Genomic DNA, 19,935 nt, shown 5'->3' on the forward strand with positions numbered 1-19,935 from the left:
TTATTAATAGACAATCATTAGTAAATCAGGGTTGTTTTAGGCTTTGCTGCGCAAAGATTCATCAACTTTCTATGAAAAAAGGTTTTAGCCCTCATTTTATTGTTATCAATTGAAAGCCAGATATTAAGAAACTTTTTCACTCCCTAACCCTTACCTGTATCGCGTTTTACTATTTTTATTATCGACATATTATTATTTTCTTTAAATAATTATTTATAATTTTAACCTACTAAAAGAAAAACCGGATATCCCTATCCTAATGGACCGCTTTTTAATACGAAAAACCATAGCTCAAGGGCTCATTATATCATGCTGTATACTTTCCTTTGTATTTGCTAATGCTAACGCACAAGGCTTTGCTAAAACAAGTGCCTCGGGAGAAGTAACCAACGTCAATATAGTGTCTAACAATGAGAATACATCCTTTGCAAAACTGGGGGATGTAGTGACCCTATCTTTCATTGCCAGCAGTGACCTTGCTTCACCCCATGTCACCATTGCGGGGCACAATGTATCACCTACTGCCGTGTCATATCTGCAATATACCGTTTCATGGACAATGACGGATACAGATACAGAAGGGGAGATATTATTCAACATTTCTTACATCAACAATGCCGGCGATACATTGAACGTCGTGAGCGAGACGACGGACAATAGCAAGGTATATTTTGATATGACCCGGCCTACATCCGGTTTATTATCAACAGCAGCTAATCCGGTATCTGCGCCGTTTAGTATAAGTATAAGTTTCAGTGAGGCGATCAGCACTTTTGATGTGAATAAGATCATAACTGTCAATGCTACATTGTCTGACTTTGATCGTGTACGTAATAACCTCATTACAGCAATTGTAACTCCGATACATGATGGTAGGTTGTCAGTTCAAATTCCTGATAGCACGGCCACAGACCAGGCCGGAAACCCCAATACGGCATCAGTAGTACTCACCAGGACAGCTGTATCCACAGGTATGTTTGATAAGATCTATCCCAATCCGGCTAGCAGCAATCTCACAGTAAAATATTTGCCAGCAGTGAATGAAAAAGCAGTGATCACATTAATGAGTTACAACGGAGTTACCGTATTTGAAAAAGAAATGACACTGGATGGATTGACAGTAACTATTGATGTGAGCAATTTCCCTGCAGGTATGTACATGTTGTTTACAAAGTCAAAAGATTATAGTTTTTATACAAATGTAATGGTGATCCATTAATAAATACATTTTCCGCAATCCATTGCAATTTGCAGCTTGATAATAACCAAAATGACAAGCGCAAAATGACTGTTATTTTACATAGAAAATTTATCGCTAAATCCAAATAATTACCTACTTTTACTTTGTTATGTTAAACAGTTGGTAGCCCCCCACTTTATGAGAATCCGAACCGTAGGTCTGCTGCTTAACATAAGAACTCAAAATACCCGGTAGAATGTAATATGACTACAACAGAATCTAGTATCAGCATTTAGTTAATTATTAGCCAAAGAGTCTCAATAGTAAATTTAATTCCCTTGGTATTGTTTCTTTTTTCTTTGCTGTTCTACATGTAGAACAGGTAAATATTATGTACTGATAAAATCGTGCCTGTCAAGATGTATTGAATCGTGCCTCTATCGATACCTGAAAAGGTATTGCCTGTGACGATGCCATAGAAGTCATTTAATTTAATGATACCAGAGAAGGTATGCCCGGGAAAAGTATGTCCACCGTATACTCATGAAATGTTATGAAAAATGAAGAAGCTGCTTATTGAAATCATTGCGTCATTACTCGTCATATTGTTTTTGTACACCGGATTAAACAAGCTAATAGAGCATGCCACTTTCAGGCACCAGCTGAGTATTTCACCCTGGTCGCTGCTCGCAGCCTGGTCTGGTGTTGTATCCTGGGCACTGCCAATAGGAGAAGTATTGCTCGCAGCAATGTTACTGATCACTGCATTTCGCATGACGGCTTTCATTGCAAGCGCCATCCTCTTTGCCGGATTCCTGGTATACCTGGGTATTCTGCTGAGTAGTGGTGCAAACTTACCCTGTACCTGCGGGGGAATCATCAGCAGTATGAGCTGGAATGCACATGTGTGGTTTGATGCCGCATGTTTATTATTGTGCATTGCCGGCATTTACCTGGTGAATAATACATATCGGATATTAAATCAGCACTAATACTAACAGCACAACGAATGTATCTGAAGCGCAACAACTAATTAAATCACATACGCCAAACTTTAACATCGTAAATTAAGAAACCAAAGCAATGAAACACATCCGTCTTACTGCACTAGCGGCAGTATTAACCATTGTAACCATTAGTGCCACACAGGCTGCTAAATCTTTCCGGTCTCTCGTCTATTGGTATGACCCGTACACGTATGAATATCTGGGATCGACTTTCGATAAAGATAATCCGCCAACAGGTTGTAAAGGAAACGGAGCCCTGTGTGCCTACGGCTATTCATCTCCCAATCCTACTACAGCATCCATAGCCCGTGCCTTCAAAGAGTGACGACAAGCCTGATCCAGGCTGCCTCGCCTACAACAAAACGTTGCTGCCCCCGGTAGCAACGTTTTGTGCTTCTGGGAGAAGCGATTTCTGCACTAATCATTTCCGGCAACGATTGCGTAAATAAAATTTCCCCGATCTATTCTTTTGCTTAAAACTTTGTGTAGCTTGGCACCTATTAGTGTCAGTAAGACACCGAAGACGACAACTGCAGTTTGTGTAATTTCCATGATTATGAGTGGCGTTTTTTTTACTGTAGAATGGCCCATAAACCAATAGCAGACCGCGCCCTGCTATCCAATTTGAAAAATTGTATAAAATTCCATCAGGTATGAAAATGTATGAATATCACCACCTAAGGGTAAGGTTCTCATTGTTGAATGTTACTACTACAAAATCGTAGTATCACGAAAACCTTACTGGATTAAAGTTCTCACACAGGGATAAAAACCGGTACTCTCCCATTGAAATTGTGGGCCGTATGCCTGCTATAGACATACCACCATGCGCTGACTATCCCTCATTGTATATGCCTTAAATAATGCGGGCAATGTTTAAAAATCTACCATGTATCCTGATAAGGATAACAGGATTGCTATTTCTATGTTCCACGGCCTTTGCACAGCAGCCAACCACACCTGCTACGCCGGCAAAAGAAATTATCTTAAAAGGGAAGATCTATGACGCAGATGAAAGATCTGGACTCCCGGGAGTAACGGTTCGCGTAAAAGTAGGTAATAAAGGAACCACTACTGCTCCCGATGGATCTTACACTTTGAAAGTCCACGAAAACTCTACCATCATTATTTCCCTCATCGGTTATGTTCCCCAGGAAATCGCTGTCAACAAACAGGAATCGATCGATGCTTTTCTCGGAAAAGACGTGAAGTCCCTGAATGAAACTGTCATCATTGGTTATGGTACGCAAAAACGTGCGAACGTACTGGGCTCGGTGGCAGTAGTAAATACTGCCGAAGTAGAAGACCTGCCAGTAGCCAACCTGGCTACTGCCCTGCAAAACAGGGTGCCCGGTGTATCTATCAGCCAGTCATCCGGCCGCCCCGGTTCTACTACCAGCCTCACCATCCGAAACCCTGTCACCTGGGCTGCTACCGGCGCTTCTACAGATCCGCTTTATGTAATTGACGGTTTCCAGATGACGAAGGCCGACTTTGACAACCTGGATGCAACTATGGTGGAAAGTATTTCCTTCCTCAAAGATGCTGCCGCCTCTATCTACGGCGCCAGAGGAGCAAACGGTGTGGTACTGGTGAAAACGAGGATGGGTAAACCCGGCAAACCACGTATTAGCTATGCTGGTTCCTATGGCTTGTCTAATGCGACTTACATCCCTGAAATGCTCTCCGGCTTTGATCAGGCAACCATGCTCAATAACAAGTATACCAGTCTCAAAGATGCCAACACTGCAAAATATTATACCGACGATGAACTGACTTATCTCAGATCCCATAACTACAACTGGATCGATGATGTCTGGAAAAAATCACATCTTACCCGCCATACCATCAATGTAAGCGGTGGTAGCGAAAGAGTGACTTTCTTCACCGGTGCTAACTACTATAAAGAAGACGGAAACGTAGGTGATCTGTATAGCAACAAATTTGGCGTGCGCCTGGGTATCAATGCCAAAATCGTCGATAACCTGACCGCTACTGCATCCTTTGCTACAGATAACTCCATCGTGAACAGGCCCACACCTAAAACCGTTCAATCAGGTCTTACCGAGCAGTCAGACCAGATGAATGCTACCGTGAGTGCGCTGCTGCTCACTCCCGGATGGGTGCCTATGTACATCGATGGTAAACCTGTTTATTCCTCAGTGCCCGGCTGGAGCCCTTCAGAACTAGTGAAATCGGGTAGTTATGCCAAAACAAAATCACAGGGCCAGACTATCAACGCTGCCCTGGATTATAAACTGCCGGCCATCAAGGGGTTGTCTTTCCGCGTACAATATGGCCGCAATTCCCGTACTGATTTCGGCAAGGAATACTATGTACCTTACTACCTCTACAATTTTATCAGGGAAGGCGTGCATGTGACCACACAGAACGTGATCTTTACCAATCAAACTACCACTACCAACCCAACTACATTTATCAAGAATGGTAACGTGATGCTGGAGAATTACGGTGGTTCCAGCAACTATCAGCTGGATGAAATGATCACCTACGCCCGCACTTTTGGTAAGCACGACATCAACCTGCTACTCGTAGCTGAACAGGCGGAATCACAAAGTGACGCTTTCAATACCCGTCGTGAAACGGTGGTGATCCCTGGTATCGATGAACTGTTTGCCTTTAGTCAGGATAAATCTTTGTATGACAACGGTGGATCCGCAGGCGAAACGGGTCGTGTGAGTTACCTGGGCCGTCTGAACTATGGCTTCTCTGAAAAATACCTGCTGGAAGCTACTTTCCGCACAGATGCTTCTCCTAACTTCCCTAAAGACTCCCGCTGGGGCTATTTCCCATCAGTAGCAATTGGTTGGAGAATTTCTCAGGAAAAATGGTTCCATCGCAGCGTGAAATTTATCGATGACCTGAAGATCCGCTTCCAGGTGGGGCTGACCGGTAACGATGCCGTGAAGAACTATCAGTACAAGGAAAGATATACCCAGACGACCGGTATGCTCTTCGGTAGCACTTACACCAGTGGTTTGAGTAACAACGATGTGCCCAATGAACACATTACCTGGGAAAAAGCCCTCTACAAAAACCTTGGCTTTGATGGTACCTTCTTCAACTCTAAATTCAACTTTGCAATAGACATGTGGCACCGTTACAACTACGATATGTTGCAACAGCCTACCAGCACAGTGCCGACGACCTTTGGTACTGCCATTGCAGACCAGAACTATGGCAGACTAAAATCATGGGGTGTTGAAGCGTCCATCGGCTATAATGGTACCATCCATAAAGATTTCAAATACTTTGCTTCCATGAACTTCGGGTGGAGCGACAATAAAGTTATCCGCAAATACTATGGCGCAGGTGATACTGCATGGAAGAACCCTATTGGCCGCAGAACTGATAATGGGATGGAAGGGTATAAATCAACTGGTATTGTACGTACGACCAAGGATGCGGAAAACTTCCTGGCTGCACACCCCGGATGGACCATCGATGGTAACCCGCTCATTGCAGGATACATGAACTACGAAGACATCAATGGCGATGGGAAGATAGATGCAAACGATAAAACCCGTATTGCCCCCAGAAGCAGCAGCATATTTGGGGTAGGCTTTAATCTCGGTGCCGGGTGGAGAGACCTGAAGCTGAGTTTCAACATCAGTCTGCAGGTAGGTGGCTACGAAGCATATGATAAGACGGCGAGAACACCACCTACAGAAAACGCCCGCGCACTCGGTATCTGGAAAGACTCATGGTCACCCACCAATACAAATGCAAAGTACCCTCTCATGAACTCACCGCTCATCAGCGAAGTATCTGACTTCTGGATACGTAGCGCTACTGCCATGCGTGTGAACAATGCACAGCTGTCTTACAGTTTGCCAAAAGAACTGTCAGCAAAATGGAAAATTCCTGAACTGCGCATGTTTGTAACGGGTACTAACCTGTGGGTGCTGATCAATCATCAGCCTTACAAGGATCCGGCTACCAATCTGGCTATTGACTACCCGGCATTGCGTACCTATACATTTGGCCTGAACCTGAGTTTGTAAAATTAACAACTATGCAAAGTAAGATCATCTATATATACATCTTCCTCCTGCTGGGGCTTTGCTCCTGTTCCAAGATACTGGATAAAACCGACCTCTCAGGTATTGATGAAACGGCCTGGAATAATGAATCTACAGCTACGCTGTACCTGAACAGGCTCTATGACATCGCCATGCCTACATGGCCCAACCTGCAAGGGTCCGCTACTATACCTACAGCTATTCACGATCTGGCAGACGACTATAATGGTGGTGATTCCAAGCTGTGGTATGGCACGCTGTCAGTTGACAATATCACTGACTTTTACGGTGGTAATGCGTCTAACAATGCATGGGCATATATCCGCAAGATCAATATCCTGCTGACTGAAATAGATAAGGGTACCCTGGATATAGATACCAGAACCAAAATCAAGTCACAGGCATACTTTCTCCGTGGCTGGATTTACTTTCAGCTGGTGAAACTCTATGGTGGGGTACCTTATCTGAACCATCCACAGGACTGGATCACAGAAGATCTGTATGTAAAGAGAAATAAGACTTCTGAATGTATAGACTCCATCGCAAGAGATTTTGATATGGCAGCGGGTTGTCCTGCCAGCTGGGGTAGTGCTGACAGAGGTCGGATTACCAGAGGTGCGGCATTAGGTATCAAGGGCCGTATGCTCATGTACTGGGCAAGTCCGCAGTTCAATCCAAACAGTGATCAGACCCGTTGGGAGCGTGCTTATCAGGCAAACAGAAATGCGTATGATACCCTGCTCATAGATGGTTATGCTTTATATTCGAGTTATGCAAACATCTGGCTGGATGAAGGCTCTGGCAACAAAGAAGTAATCATGCTGCGTTCATTTGATGGCGCCAACAAAGCCAGTACATTTGACGATGCCGCCCGTCCTTACTCAGAGTCCAACGGGGGCGGTGGTTCGTACCAGCCTACCTGGGACATGGTAAAATCATATCCTACCAAAGATGGCAAGTCTATCGACGATGCAACATCCGGGTATGACTCCGTATATTTCTGGAAAAACCGCGATCCCCGCTTTGATGCAACCATCGCATACAATGGCTGTACCTGGCCACTGAGTAATAAAACCAACCGCAGACAATGGAACTACACAGGTATGACTGATGATAAAAGTAAACCCTGTGTAACGGGTTTCTATTGCCGCAAGAATTGTAATACGGCTACTATAAAGGATAATACCAAACTGGGTAAAACGGACTGGATAGAATTACGCCTGGGCGAAGTGATGCTGAACCTTGCAGAATGCGCCAATGCCACCGGTCGTACACAGGAAGCCTACGATATGCTGATCGCGCTACGCAAAAGAGCAGGTATCAATCCCGGGTCAGATAACATGTATGGTTTACAAACAGGTTTGTCACAGGAAGCACTGCGCACGGTGATCCTGAATGAGCGCCGTATAGAACTGGCCTTCGAAGGCAAACGTTACGATGACATGCGCCGCAATAAACTCTTCGACAAACTAAATGGCACTACAAGAAAGGTACTCACGATTGCCGTAAAAGCACCTTACACCGTAGCGATCCTTGAAAAAACAGACAGCGAAGGCATTATGCTGCGCGATAAGCTGGATATCAATGGCACTGACTATACCACTTATTTTACAGCAACAGTGGGTAACCTGGATACTCAGCAGCCTATAAATTATCCTTCGAATTATTATTTTTACGGTATACCTACTTCAAATATACAACGGAACCCATCGCTGGAACAGACACAAGGATGGAACAGCGGCACCTTTAATCCTTACGAATAATCTGAAATTAAATAACCGATGAAAAAGTATTTCATACTGGCAGCAATTTGTTTCGGGCATCATGCATTTGCTCAATATCCAACCATACCAAAAGCTGTACAGCAGGTAAGTGATTCCATGCTTGATGGTGCAAAGAAACATGCAGACGACATGTGGCAGAAAGCATTACCCATTGTGACACAGGAAGCGCGCAATGGCAAACCTTATATTCCATATGCTTCCCGGCCTACTGACCTGCCACAGGCAAGCATCCCCGCTTTTCCCGGAGCTGAGGGTGGTGGTGCATACACCTTTGGCGGTCGTGGCGGTAAAGTATATGTAGTAACAAGTCTGGCAGACGATGGACCCGGTACACTGCGTGATGCCTGTGAGCAGGGTGGCGCACGTACCGTGATATTCAACGTAGCTGGTATCATCCACTTGAAGACCCCCATTATCCTTCGGGCGCCCTATATCACCATTGCCGGCCAGACAGCCCCCGGTGATGGAGTTTGTGTAGCAGGCGAAAGCTTCTGGATCGACACCCATGATGTGGTGATCCGCTACATGCGCTTTCGCAGAGGCGAAACAACCGTAGGCCGTCGGGATGATGCACTGGGTGGAAATCCTGTGGGCAACATCATCATTGACCATTGCTCTGCCAGCTGGGGCCTGGATGAAAACATCTCCCTGTACCGGCATATGTACAACCCGGGGGAGGGTTATCAGGAAGAAAAACTGCCAACTATCAACATCACTATTCAGAACTGTATATCCTCCGAAGCATTGGATACATACAATCATGCTTTTGGTAGTACACTGGGTGGTGAAAACTGTGCTTTCATCCGCAACCTCTGGGCTTGTAATGCAGGACGTAACCCTTCAGTAGGTTGGTTCAGTGTGTTCAATTTTGTGAATAACGTAGTATTCAACTGGAAACATCGTACTGTAGATGGTGGCGATTATCGTTCACAGTTCAATATCATCAATAACTATTTCAAACCGGGTCCTGTTACGCCAGGAGATGAGAATGTAGGTCACCGTATTATTAAGCCAGAATCCGGCCGTAGCAAACTGAAATACCAGCAGTTTGGCAGAACATACGTAACCGGCAATATCATGGAAGGTTATGATAATATCACCAAAAACAACTGGGATGGCGGTGTACAGGTAGAAGACCTGCCAAATGCAGGCCAATATATGGTAGATATGAAAGTAGATCATCCCGCCCCAATGCCAAAGATGACGATCCTTTCTGCGAACGATGCTTATCAGTATGTATTGGACAATGCAGGTGCTACCCTGCCAGTGCGTGATCCTGTGGATAAAAGAGTGGTAGAACAGGTGCGTACCGGTAAGATCATTTACAAAGACAATACCGAGTCTAAAATTGGTAGTGAATATATCAAGCGCAGACTGGCGCCGGATTCGTACAAACTGGGCATTATCTATGACATTGCACAGGTAGGTGGTTATCCTGAATACAAAGGCAAACCTTACAAGGATGCTGATGGTGATGGTATCCCTGATGAGTGGGAAACCAAACATGGGCTGAATCCAAAAGATGCCAGCGATGCAGTGAAAGATAAAAATGGTGATGGCTATACCAATATCGAAGATTTTCTAAATGATATTAAAGGTGATAAGAAACCTTATACCATGATCATCAATGAGCGTGTCGCAAAGATCGTATCTACACTGGGTATTGATGATGATTCAAAGAATGATCAGGTACAGTCAATTATTGCACAGCAATATATAGATATCAAAGATAACGAAGGTAAAAAAGATACAGTGCTCATGCGTGAGCTGCACCAGCACTACCTGTCCAGACTGTCTTCCGTATTAACGACTGAGCAGGTCACAAAAGTAAAGGATGGGATGACTTACAGCATACTACCTGTCACTTACAATGCTTACCTGGATATGCTGCCTAACCTGACACCTGCGCAACAGCAACAGATCATGACATGGCTGATAGAAGCCCGTGAAAATGCAATGGATGCAGGTACATCTGAACAAAAACATGCAGTGTTCGGTAAGTACAAAGGTAGGATCAATAACTATTTATCAGCATCCGGTATTGATATGAAAAAAGCGGAAGCAGACTGGAAGAAACGTAGGAATGAAAAATAAGATCTTATGGATGCTGGCATGTTGTATGTCTCTTACAGCAACGGCACAGCAAAAAATACAACCACCGGTATCGGTGAGTAAAGAAGGGCGTCTGGTGTATACACCAGACGCCTTAGGCAATCGTATACCTGACTATTCCTATTGTGGATATATGGGTGGGGATAGTACGATTCCGGATGTGCCTGCACGGATAGTGGTACCTGTAGGTGGTGATATACAGGCAGCGATCGATCAGGTAGCTGCTGGTGGTGGTGCTGTGTTACTTGAAAAAGGTACTTATCAGGTGTTTGGCTCTTTGCACATCAATACTGGGAATGTTGTACTGAGAGGCAGTGGGCCTGAAACCATTTTGCTGGGAGCAGGTACAGACCGTGCACCACTCATTCGCGTCGCTGGTGTGAATAATAAGCGCTACAGTACAACTGTAAATATCATCGATGCCTATGTGCCTGTGAATGCAACTACGATTACGGTAGCACAATCTGTTTTCAAAACAGGAGATAGGGTGGAAATCAGCCGTCCCTGTACAAAAGCATGGATCGCACAATTAGGTACGGAACATTTTGGCGGAGGCATTACGGCCTTGGGCTGGAAGCCTAACGAGCGCGTGATTCACTGGGATCGCAAAGTACTGGCTGTTCATGGCAATCAGGTCACACTGGATGCACCTTTGACCACGGCACTGGATACGACCTACGGGATTGCTACCATTACGGCTTACCAATGGCCGGGGCAGATTACACATGTGGGGGTGGAAAACCTCCGTTGTATATCTGCTGTTGATGAAAAACGACCCAAAGACGAAGATCATCGCTGGATGGGTATTACCATCGAAAATGCGACAGATAGCTGGGTCAGACAGGTCTCATTTGAACATTTTGCCGGTTCAGCAGTGGCCATATGGGAAACTGCGGGTCGTATTACGGTAGAAGATTGTATCTCATTAGCGCCTGTGAGTGAAATTGGGGGGCAGCGCAGGAATACCTTTTTTACTGCCGGTCAGCAAACGCTTTTTCAGCGCATCTATGCACAATATGGCTATCATGATTTTGGAGTAGGCTATTGTGCTGGCGGGCCTAATGCATTTGTACAATGTGAATCCTGGATGCCGTTTAGTTATAGCGGTACATTAGATAGCTGGGCCTCCGGCGTATTGCTGGATAATGTGCAGGTGACAGGGCAGGCATTGGGTTTTCCGGATAGAGGGCAGGATGGACAGGGTGCTGGCTGGTCAGCAGCGAATAGTATGCTCTGGCAATGTGCGGCTGCAAAGATCATTTGTCCTGCACCACCCGGGGCCATGAACTGGTCATTTGGCGCCTGGGCACAGTTTCAGGGCGATGGGTATTGGAATAGTTCCAATGAATACATCAATCCACGTAGTTTGTATTATGCACAGCTGGCAGACCGGTTGGGTAAGGATGTATCGGATAGAGCGAGGTTGATGCCTGCTACATCGGAGGCTTCAAGTAGTCCATCACCCCAGCAGGCGGCGGAACTGATTGCGCAGTCAAAGGAGCCGGCATTAACATTACTGGAATGGATCACAAAACAAAAAACGATCGAAGTCAATACAAAAGGAATTAAGGTAGCGCCTGTCAAAAAAAATGAATTGGTGCGTGCCAATGCTGATGTTATCCACATTCAAAATGGAAGAATACTAAAAAATAACCAGCTACTTACGGGAGGCCGTCATGAAGAACCCTGGTGGCGGGGTGGTATCCGTCCTGAAGATGCAAGAGAAGCCGTACCTGCACTCACCCGTTTTGTACCCGGCCGCACCGGTACTGGTTTTACAGATGACCTGGATAGCGTAGTCAACTGGATGCAACAAAAGAACATCATTGCTTTTGATCACAATTACGGTCTCTGGTATGAGAGAAGAAGAGATGATCATGAACGGGTATTGCGCATAGATGGCGATGTATGGCCTCCATTCTATGAACAGCCTTTTGCACGCAGTGGTGAAGGCACAGCATGGGATGGACTCAGCAAATATGATATCACCAAATACAATACCTGGTACTGGACCCGTTTACAACAGTTTGCATCCAAAGGCATGGTATTGATTCACGAGAATTACTTCCAGCACAATATTATCGAAGCCGGTGCGCACTATGCAGATTTTCCATGGCGCCCTGCGAATAATGTGAATAATACAGGTTTTCCGGAACCACCACCATATGCAGGTGGCAAGCGCATCTTCATGGCTGCACAGTTTTATGATACGACTCATCCGGTACGTCGTGCCTTGCATCAGGCCTATATTCGGCAGTGTATGGAGAGCCTGCGTAACTACAGCAATGTGATACAGCTGATTGGTGCAGAGTTTACCGGGCCTTTGCACTTTGTGCAATTCTGGGCCAATACCATTGATGCGTATAAAAAGGAACATGCATCCTCCTGTATCATAGGTCTCAGCACAACAAAGGATGTACAGGATTCCATTCTGCAAAATCCTGCTTATTCACATGTTATTGACCTGATAGATATTCGCTACTGGCATTATCAGCAGGATGGTAATGCATATGCTCCACAGGGTGGGCAGAACCTGGCCCCCCGTCAGCACGCACGGTTGCTAAAACCTAAAAAGGCCAGTGAAGAAATGGTGTACAAAGCAGTGCGTGAATACAGGGGGAAATATCCTGAGAAAGCAGTCATTTACTCAGCAGACAGTTACGATCGTTTTGGGTGGGCGGTATTGATGGCAGGAGGCTCCCTGCCGGATATTCCTGTAATAGAGGTGCCCGGTTTCTTAACAGCCGCTGCTGATATGCAACCTGTAGATATACCCGGTGCAATGGCGCTGAAGAATACGGCAAACGAATACATCATTTACTGTAATACAACTACAGAAATAACAGTAGATGCAGGTGTAAAGGGCACTGCCCGCTGGATAAATGCAAAGGATGGACACCTGATCAGTAACAAAAAGATCAGTAGCTTTAAATTCCATAACCCACAACAGTCTCCCGCTGTGTTATGGATAAGCCACAAATAGTTTAAGCATGAAATGGAATACACTGTTATACGTATTATTACTCCCGTTCCTCACTTACGGGCAAAGTAAAACCCTGACACTGAAGGTCTCAAAGGATGGGCACTTTTTTCAGACATCTGATGGGCAGCCTTTCTTCTGGTTAGGAGATACCGGTTGGTTATTGTTCACTAACCTGAATGAGTCGGAGGTAGATCATTATCTGGCCGATCGCCAGCAGAAAGGATTCAATGTGATCCAGGTGATGCTGTTGCCAAAGCTGGCCGCCGTGAATCAAAAAGGAGATTCCGCATTGTTGAAAAACAATATTGCTGAACCTCAGAAAAAGTACTTCGATTTCGTAGCAACTGTCGTTGACAAAGCTGCGGCCAAAGGACTCTACCTGGCATTGGTGCCGGTATGGGGTTCGCCTGTCAAAGAAGGCAAGGTGTCACCAGCCGCTGCCGCTACTTATGCCCACTTCCTCGCTACCCGTTTTCATGATAAAAAGAACATTATCTGGCTGAATGGTGGCGATATCAAAGGCAGTGATTCTTCTACGGTATGGAATGCTATTGGCAATACCCTGCACAAAGAAGACTCCGTACACCTGATGACCTTTCATCCGAGAGGCCGTGCCCAATCTTCCGACTGGTTCCATCATGCAGCCTGGCTGAATTTTAATATGTTTCAGTCCGGCCACCAGCGCTATAACCAGGATACGACAAAAAGAAAATACGGCGAAGATAATTTCAGGTATGTACAGGCAGATTATAAACGTACACCTGCAAAACCAGTATTGGATGGAGAACCATCCTACGAAAGTATTCCACAGGGATTGCATGATCCGAAAGAGCCTTACTGGTCAGATAAGGATGTGCGTCGTTATGCCTACTGGTCTGTATTTGCCGGTGGTGCCGGGTTTACTTATGGACATAATTCAGTGATACAGTTTCACAAAGCAAAAGAGAAAGGTGTATATGGTGTAAGAGAAGTGTATACAGATGCACTCAATGCACCGGGTGCGGGTCAGATGAAATACCTGAAACAATTATTGCTCTCCCGTTCCTACTTTGATCGTGTACCTGATCAGTCATTGCTGGCAAAGGATACGGGTACGCAGCATCAGCGTATTCTGGCAACAAGAGGAAAGACATATGCCTTCTATTATACGGCTACTGGTCGCAGTATTCCTGTACAGTTAGGAAAGATTGAAGCGGGTTATATCAAAGCATCGTGGTATGATCCACGCACCGGGTATACATCCCGGATAGGTACATTTCCAAACAAAGGCGTGAAAGTCTTTGACCCACCCGGTAAGGAAGAAGAAGGAAATGACTGGGTATTGATTTTAGACAGGTCTTAAAGAATTCAATGCTTCCAGCTGAAAATTACATCTGATTCCACTTGTTATGCGACCTATATTGTTACTACTTATTATCTGTATGGCCTGCCGCTCCGGAAAAGATGTGTACCTCTTCACATCTTTCCGGGAGCCCGGCCTGGATGGCCTTCATTTGTTATATAGCCACAATGGCTATAACTGGACGGACATTCCCGGCTCATTCCTTACACCAGCAATAGGAGGAAAGAACATGCGGGACCCCAGTATTCAGCAAGGCCCTGATGGCATATTTCACCTTGTATGGACCAGTGCCTGGAAAGGTGATAAAGGCTTTGGCTATGCGAGCTCCAAAGACCTGATCCATTGGTCAGACGAACGATATATACCCGTGATGGAACATGAACCCACAGCTGTAAATGTCTGGGCGCCAGAACTCTTTTATGATGATGAAAATAACCAGTTCCTCATCATCTGGAGTACCACCATTCCCAGTCGTTTTCCCAAAGGTACCGAAGAAGAACACAACAACCACCGGCTGTATTATACCACCACCCGGGATTTCGTGACCTTTTCACCTGCAAAGCTCTTCTTTGACCCTGGCTACAGTGTGATAGACGGTACGATCGTAAAAGAAGCGAACCACAGGTATGTGCTGGTGGTAAAAGACAACACACGCCCTGAAAGGGATATTAAGGTTGCCTTCAGTGAGCATGCTACAGGTCCATATCAGGCGATTTCAGCTCCTTTTACAGATAAACTGACTGAAGGTCCATCCGCAACCAAAGTAGGGAAGGAATGGCTTATTTATTACGATAACTATGGCACACACCATTACGGCGCAATAAAAACAATCGATTTCAAAAGCTTTACCGATATCTCAGCCAAAGTCTCACTGCCAACCGGACATAAACACGGCACCATATTCAAAACCACGAAAAAGGTCCTGAAAGGACTTTTAGCCCAAACCAAATAAAATGCGAGTATCCCTCACCATCCTCCTGACCATTTGTTGTGCGGTCACCTACGCACAAGACACCACACATCATCCACCCGATTCCATGAAGGTGCGCGACCTGAATGAAACCGTCGTAATCGGGTATGGCGTTGTTAAGAAAAGAGATCTCACCGGCGCTGTTTACACCATCAAAAAAGATGTGATTATGCAGGCGCCTGTGGCCAATCCGCTGGAATCCCTGCAGGGCAGGGTACCCGGTATGGACATTACTCGCAGCAGCGGCGCACCCGGCGCCGGTGCGGATGTGCTCATCAGGGGCACCCGCTCTATTGCCGGCGGTAATGGTCCATTGTACATTATTGATGGATTGCAGGGAGGCAGTATGTCTTACCTGAATCCTTCAGACATCGAAAACGTGGAAGTATTAAAAGACGCCTCTGCTACCGCCATCTATGGTTCACAGGGTGCAAATGGGGTAGTCATCATCACTACTAAAAAAGGTAAACCCGGCAAAACAAAAGTATCCTACAATGGTTACTATGGTGCGAACGGATATACACAATACCCGGCTCCCCGTATGGGCGAAAGCTATTTGCAGCTGAGAAGAGAAGCATGGAGAGCCAGCTTCAATCCCGGCGAAACCTTACCTGACGATGCCACCATCTTTGCCAACCAGGGTGAGTACGATGCTATTCAGAAGGGACAGTGGGTCAATTGGGTAGACCTCCTGATGCACAACAGTACCCAGCAGAGTCATTCCGTGTCCGTCAGCGGCGGCACTGACAAAACCAAAGCCTTTATGTCTTTCGGTTACTACAGGGAAAATGGTGCACTGAAGTATACGAATCTCACCCGCTATTCTGTACGATTGAACCTGGATCAGGAGATCTCCCGCTTTGCGAAAACCGGTATCCAGAGTCAGATCAATTATACTTCCCTCAACAAACGGAAGGATCCTATGAGCGTCGCCTTGTCTACCACCCCACTGGGTGTGCCTTACGATGCATATGGTAATGTAAACGTCTATCCGGTAGCAGGAAATACCAATACGATTTCTCCGCTTACGGATGACAGAGGCCCGGAAGTGGCTACGGATCAGACCATCGGTGCGACGGTGTTCATGAATGGCTACTTGGATGTCACGCCGGTTAAAGGACTGACTTTCCGCTCCAATTTCGGCACCTTCCTCAGCTTTAACAGGGACGGTATTTTCCAGGCAGCGACCTCTCTGAACAGGGCAGGTGATGCCACCAGTTATACCTCCATCACCAATGGCAATACCCGTTTCTACAACTGGGACAATGTGCTTACTTACAACCTGAATAAAGGCGACCATGCCATTACCATCACAGCCCTGAGCAGCTATACCCACAAGGATGCCGACACCAGCAGTGCATCAGGTGTGAAGCAGGTATTGGGCACACAACTCTTTTATAACCTGGACGCAACAGAAGCTACCAGTAGAAAACTCCAGTCTACTTACAAGGGTTCTGCTACTATGTCTTATGCCGCCAGAATTAATTATAGCTATAAGGGTCGCTACCTGTTTCAGTTCAGTGAAAGAATGGATGGTGCTTCCCGGTTGGCCGTAGGACATAAGTGGGCTGGATTCCCTTCTGTCTCTGCAGGTTGGAGACTGAGTGATGAACCATTCATGCGCAATGCACATAACGTCGATGACCTGAAGCTGAGAGTGACATATGGTGTAGCCGGTAACTCAGCTATCTCCGAATATGGTACCCAGTCAGGTCTCACTCAGGCAAATAATATCTCGTTCGGCGAGGTGCCTGCATCCGGATATGTGTTCAATTCCACTATTGGGAATACCAACCTTGGTTGGGAGCTCTCTGCCACTACAAACGTAGGACTGGATATGTCTTTTCTCAATAGCCGTATCAATGCCAGCATCGATGCGTACAATACAAAAACAACCAAACTATTATTACTCAGAACCCTGCCTGTATCCACAGGTGTATCATCTGTATACCAGAATATCGGTTCTACAAACAATAAGGGAATAGAAATCGCATTGAACACGGTGAATATTGCCCACAAACATTTCAAATGGACATCCACCATTACGTTCACAACGAACAGGGAACGAATCAACAGTTTGGTAGGGAATAAAGATATAATTGATAAGGAAACGAATTCCCTGCTGCTGGGGCATCCGGTTCATTCATTTTATACTTACCAGAAGCTGGGTATCTGGCAGACGAACGAAGCGGACAAAGCTGCTGCACTCACCATGGGTGGTACTGCTTTTAAACCCGGCTCCATTAAACTGGCAGACGTGAACCGGGATAGTGTTATTAATAACGCGGACCTCAAGTACTTAGGCTCTCCTGTACCTAAATGGTCTATCGGCTGGCAGCATACATTTAACTACCGCGCCTTTGACCTGGGAATATTCGTTGTCGCCCGCTGGGGACAAATGATCTATGGTGAATTCCTGGGTCGCTATAATGCAGGTGGAGAAAATGGAGGCCCTGCTTTTGTGAACTACTGGACGCCGGAAAACCCAACCAACGATTATCCCCGCCCTAAGAAAAGCACCAAATTCAGTGACTATGCCGGTTATCAATCCATGCTCTATATAGACGGGTCATATTTCAAGGTGAAGAATATCACACTGGGATACACATTGCCACATGCCGTGAGTAGCAGGCTGTCTATAGATAACCTGCGTGTGTATGCCACTGCTGCTAATATTTTCACAAAGGCACGTAGCCACCTGCTGAAATATTATGACCCGGAAAGAGGTGGCGCAGAATCATCTCCACTGAGCAAACAGGTAGTAGTTGGATTAAATGTGGATTTCTAAACCAAAACAAATGAAAAACTATTTACTCGTCATATTAATGCTCACAGGTATTACAGCCTGTAGCCTCGATGAATACAATCCTTCGGGCATTACTGCCGATGCGATCTGGTCCAGCCCGGAAGGATTTATCACTGTCGTGAATTCCGCCTATTCAGAACAACGTGCCTGGTATGGAAAAGATAATGGAGAATGGATGGGCGAAATGGGAACGGATCTCTGGTTCAACTCAGGGCGTGCTAATTATGCCAATGAGCTGATGCGATATGAGAACTTTATTCCCAGCAAAGGCAATCCCAACATTACTACCTGGGGAAACATGTACAAAGCTATCAATATCTGTAATGCAGGCATCAACCGTATTGGCAATGCAGGTTTTACAGACACGGTGATGCGCAATCAGCGGGAAGGGGAGTTGCGCTACCTCCGCGCATTCTATTACTACCATGTAGTAGAACAATGGGGTGGTGTGATCCTGTCTACAACTGAAACAAACGATGCGATCGTAACTGCTACCCGTAGCGATGTCAAAGACTTTTATAAACTCATTCTCAGTGACCTGGACTATGCAGCAAAGCACCTGCCTGTAAGTTATGGTGCAGAATACAGCAGGGCTACACAAAAATCTGCACTGGCCATGCTGGCACGTGCAAACCTTGCCTGCGCGTATTATTACACAGGTGGTGAACAGCAGGAGTATTTCAAAAAAGCAAAAGCTGCTGTGGATGAGATCATTGCCCGCAAAGGTGAATTTGGTGTAGCATTATGGGATAACTATGCGGATGTTTTCAATCCTAAAAATAATAAACAGAACAAAGAAGCATTGTATACGATCAGTAATTCGCTGACCTATTCATTGGACTATGATCAAAATGCAAACCGTCTGCATATGTGGTTCCTCACAACTTACAGCTCTAAACCCGGTTTGCAGCAGAGTATGGATTATGGCAGAGATGGTACCCGCTACTTTATGCCTACCCGTGCGCTATTGGATTTCTATGATGATGAAAAGGATAGTCGTTTCGATGGTTCTTTTCAGACAGTGTGGATTTGTAACAAAGCATATACCTGGACAGAAACAGATGTGAAGAATTATGGCAAAGATCCATCGCTGGTAGGGCGAACAATGGTCGTTGGTGTGGATACCGCGATGTATATCACTAAACATTCAGTGTCAGACAAGAGCACCCGTCCTTACCTCGTCGTAGATCGTGATAGCGTGTACAATACGAATGGAACCATCAAAGTGGGAAATGATTATGTGCCATTGAAGAAGTTCATGGACCCTATTACACGTTCCGCGGCCAATGCGCAACCGGGCTTCCTGGATGTATTGGTGATCCGGCTGGCAGAGATGTACCTGATCGGTGCAGAAGCCGCTTTACAGTTGGGCGATAATAATGCTGCTGCTGCTTACATCAATGTATTGAGAACGAGAGCGGCTAAGAAAACACCTGTGGATTATACAGCTGCTATGCAGATCACTGCGAGTGATGTGACGCTCGATTTCATTCTCGATGAAAGAGCGAGAGAACTGGCAGGGGAACACGTTCGCTGGTTTGATCTGAAACGTACCGGTAAACTGGTGGACCGTATTCATACCTACAATCCGGATGTAACGCAGGTAAAGGAATTCCATCGGCTGCGCCCGGTGCCACAAACACAGATAGATGCATTAACGAATGGAGCTGAATTTGGGCAGAATGCCGGCTATTAAATATTAATGATT

11 protein-coding genes are annotated in these 19,935 nt (G+C 45.7%); all 11 read left to right on the plus strand.

Annotated elements, in window-relative coordinates; genetic code table 11:
- The first annotated feature begins 259 nt into the window (after positions 1 to 259).
- The 11 genes from QQL36_RS13570 to QQL36_RS13620 all read left to right on the plus strand — a co-directional run bounded on the left by QQL36_RS13570 (position 260) and on the right by QQL36_RS13620 (position 19,923).
- A complete protein-coding gene (locus QQL36_RS13570) occupies positions 260 to 1,219 on the plus strand; it encodes an Ig-like domain-containing protein (protein WP_321570003.1) in 960 nt (319 codons plus the stop codon).
- A gap of 521 nt (positions 1,220 to 1,740) precedes the next feature.
- Positions 1,741 to 2,172 (plus strand): MauE/DoxX family redox-associated membrane protein, encoded by a 432-nt coding sequence (locus QQL36_RS13575; RefSeq protein ID WP_321570004.1) that lies wholly within the window; start codon positions 1,741 to 1,743, stop codon positions 2,170 to 2,172.
- 91 nt (positions 2,173 to 2,263) lie between these two features.
- A complete protein-coding gene (locus QQL36_RS13580; RefSeq protein WP_143708717.1) occupies positions 2,264 to 2,512 on the plus strand; it encodes a hypothetical protein in 249 nt (82 codons plus the stop codon).
- Positions 2,513 to 3,059: 547 nt separating this feature from the next.
- Complete coding sequence (locus tag QQL36_RS13585; protein ID WP_321570005.1) at positions 3,060 to 6,212, plus strand: TonB-dependent receptor; 3,153 nt, start codon at positions 3,060 to 3,062, stop codon at positions 6,210 to 6,212.
- Between the two features lie 11 nt (positions 6,213 to 6,223).
- Positions 6,224 to 7,993, plus strand: coding sequence for a RagB/SusD family nutrient uptake outer membrane protein (locus QQL36_RS13590; protein WP_321570006.1), 1,770 nt, complete (start codon positions 6,224 to 6,226; stop codon positions 7,991 to 7,993).
- A gap of 18 nt (positions 7,994 to 8,011) precedes the next feature.
- Complete coding sequence (locus QQL36_RS13595; protein WP_321570007.1) at positions 8,012 to 10,108, plus strand: DUF3826 domain-containing protein; 2,097 nt, start codon at positions 8,012 to 8,014, stop codon at positions 10,106 to 10,108.
- Positions 10,098 to 13,109, plus strand: coding sequence for a DUF6298 domain-containing protein (locus QQL36_RS13600; RefSeq protein ID WP_321570008.1), 3,012 nt, complete (start codon positions 10,098 to 10,100; stop codon positions 13,107 to 13,109). The genes QQL36_RS13595 and QQL36_RS13600 overlap by 11 nt, the downstream gene beginning before the upstream one ends.
- Positions 13,110 to 13,116: 7 nt before the next feature.
- Entirely contained in the window at positions 13,117 to 14,451 is a 1,335-nt protein-coding gene (locus QQL36_RS13605; RefSeq protein WP_321570009.1) for a glycoside hydrolase family 140 protein, read from the plus strand.
- 46 nt (positions 14,452 to 14,497) lie between these two features.
- Entirely contained in the window at positions 14,498 to 15,403 is a 906-nt protein-coding gene (locus QQL36_RS13610; RefSeq protein WP_321570010.1) for a glycoside hydrolase family 43 protein, read from the plus strand.
- 1 nt (position 15,404) lies between these two features.
- Positions 15,405 to 18,209: a SusC/RagA family TonB-linked outer membrane protein gene (locus QQL36_RS13615; RefSeq protein ID WP_321570011.1), complete on the plus strand. Its 2,805-nt coding sequence runs from the start codon at positions 15,405 to 15,407 to the stop codon at positions 18,207 to 18,209.
- Between the two features lie 10 nt (positions 18,210 to 18,219).
- Positions 18,220 to 19,923, plus strand: coding sequence for a RagB/SusD family nutrient uptake outer membrane protein (locus tag QQL36_RS13620; RefSeq protein ID WP_321570012.1), 1,704 nt, complete (start codon positions 18,220 to 18,222; stop codon positions 19,921 to 19,923).
- Positions 19,924 to 19,935: the final 12 nt, after the last annotated feature.

The organism is Chitinophaga sp. LS1 (genome assembly GCF_034274695.1).
In the GTDB taxonomy this organism is placed as follows: domain Bacteria; phylum Bacteroidota; class Bacteroidia; order Chitinophagales; family Chitinophagaceae; genus Chitinophaga.

Coding starts and splice junctions, on each gene's coding strand:
- QQL36_RS13595 (WP_321570007.1), top strand. CDS start 8,012: ATGAAAAAGTATTTCATACTGGCAGCAATTTGTTTCGGGCATCATGCA.
- QQL36_RS13610 (WP_321570010.1), top strand. CDS start 14,498: ATGCGACCTATATTGTTACTACTTATTATCTGTATGGCCTGCCGCTCC.
- QQL36_RS13615 (WP_321570011.1), top strand. CDS start 15,405: ATGCGAGTATCCCTCACCATCCTCCTGACCATTTGTTGTGCGGTCACC.
- QQL36_RS13580 (WP_143708717.1), top strand. CDS start 2,264: ATGAAACACATCCGTCTTACTGCACTAGCGGCAGTATTAACCATTGTA.
- QQL36_RS13575 (WP_321570004.1), top strand. CDS start 1,741: ATGAAGAAGCTGCTTATTGAAATCATTGCGTCATTACTCGTCATATTG.
- QQL36_RS13570 (WP_321570003.1), top strand. CDS start 260: ATGGACCGCTTTTTAATACGAAAAACCATAGCTCAAGGGCTCATTATA.
- QQL36_RS13605 (WP_321570009.1), top strand. CDS start 13,117: ATGAAATGGAATACACTGTTATACGTATTATTACTCCCGTTCCTCACT.
- QQL36_RS13585 (WP_321570005.1), top strand. CDS start 3,060: ATGTTTAAAAATCTACCATGTATCCTGATAAGGATAACAGGATTGCTA.
- QQL36_RS13620 (WP_321570012.1), top strand. CDS start 18,220: ATGAAAAACTATTTACTCGTCATATTAATGCTCACAGGTATTACAGCC.
- QQL36_RS13600 (WP_321570008.1), top strand. CDS start 10,098: ATGAAAAATAAGATCTTATGGATGCTGGCATGTTGTATGTCTCTTACA.
- QQL36_RS13590 (WP_321570006.1), top strand. CDS start 6,224: ATGCAAAGTAAGATCATCTATATATACATCTTCCTCCTGCTGGGGCTT.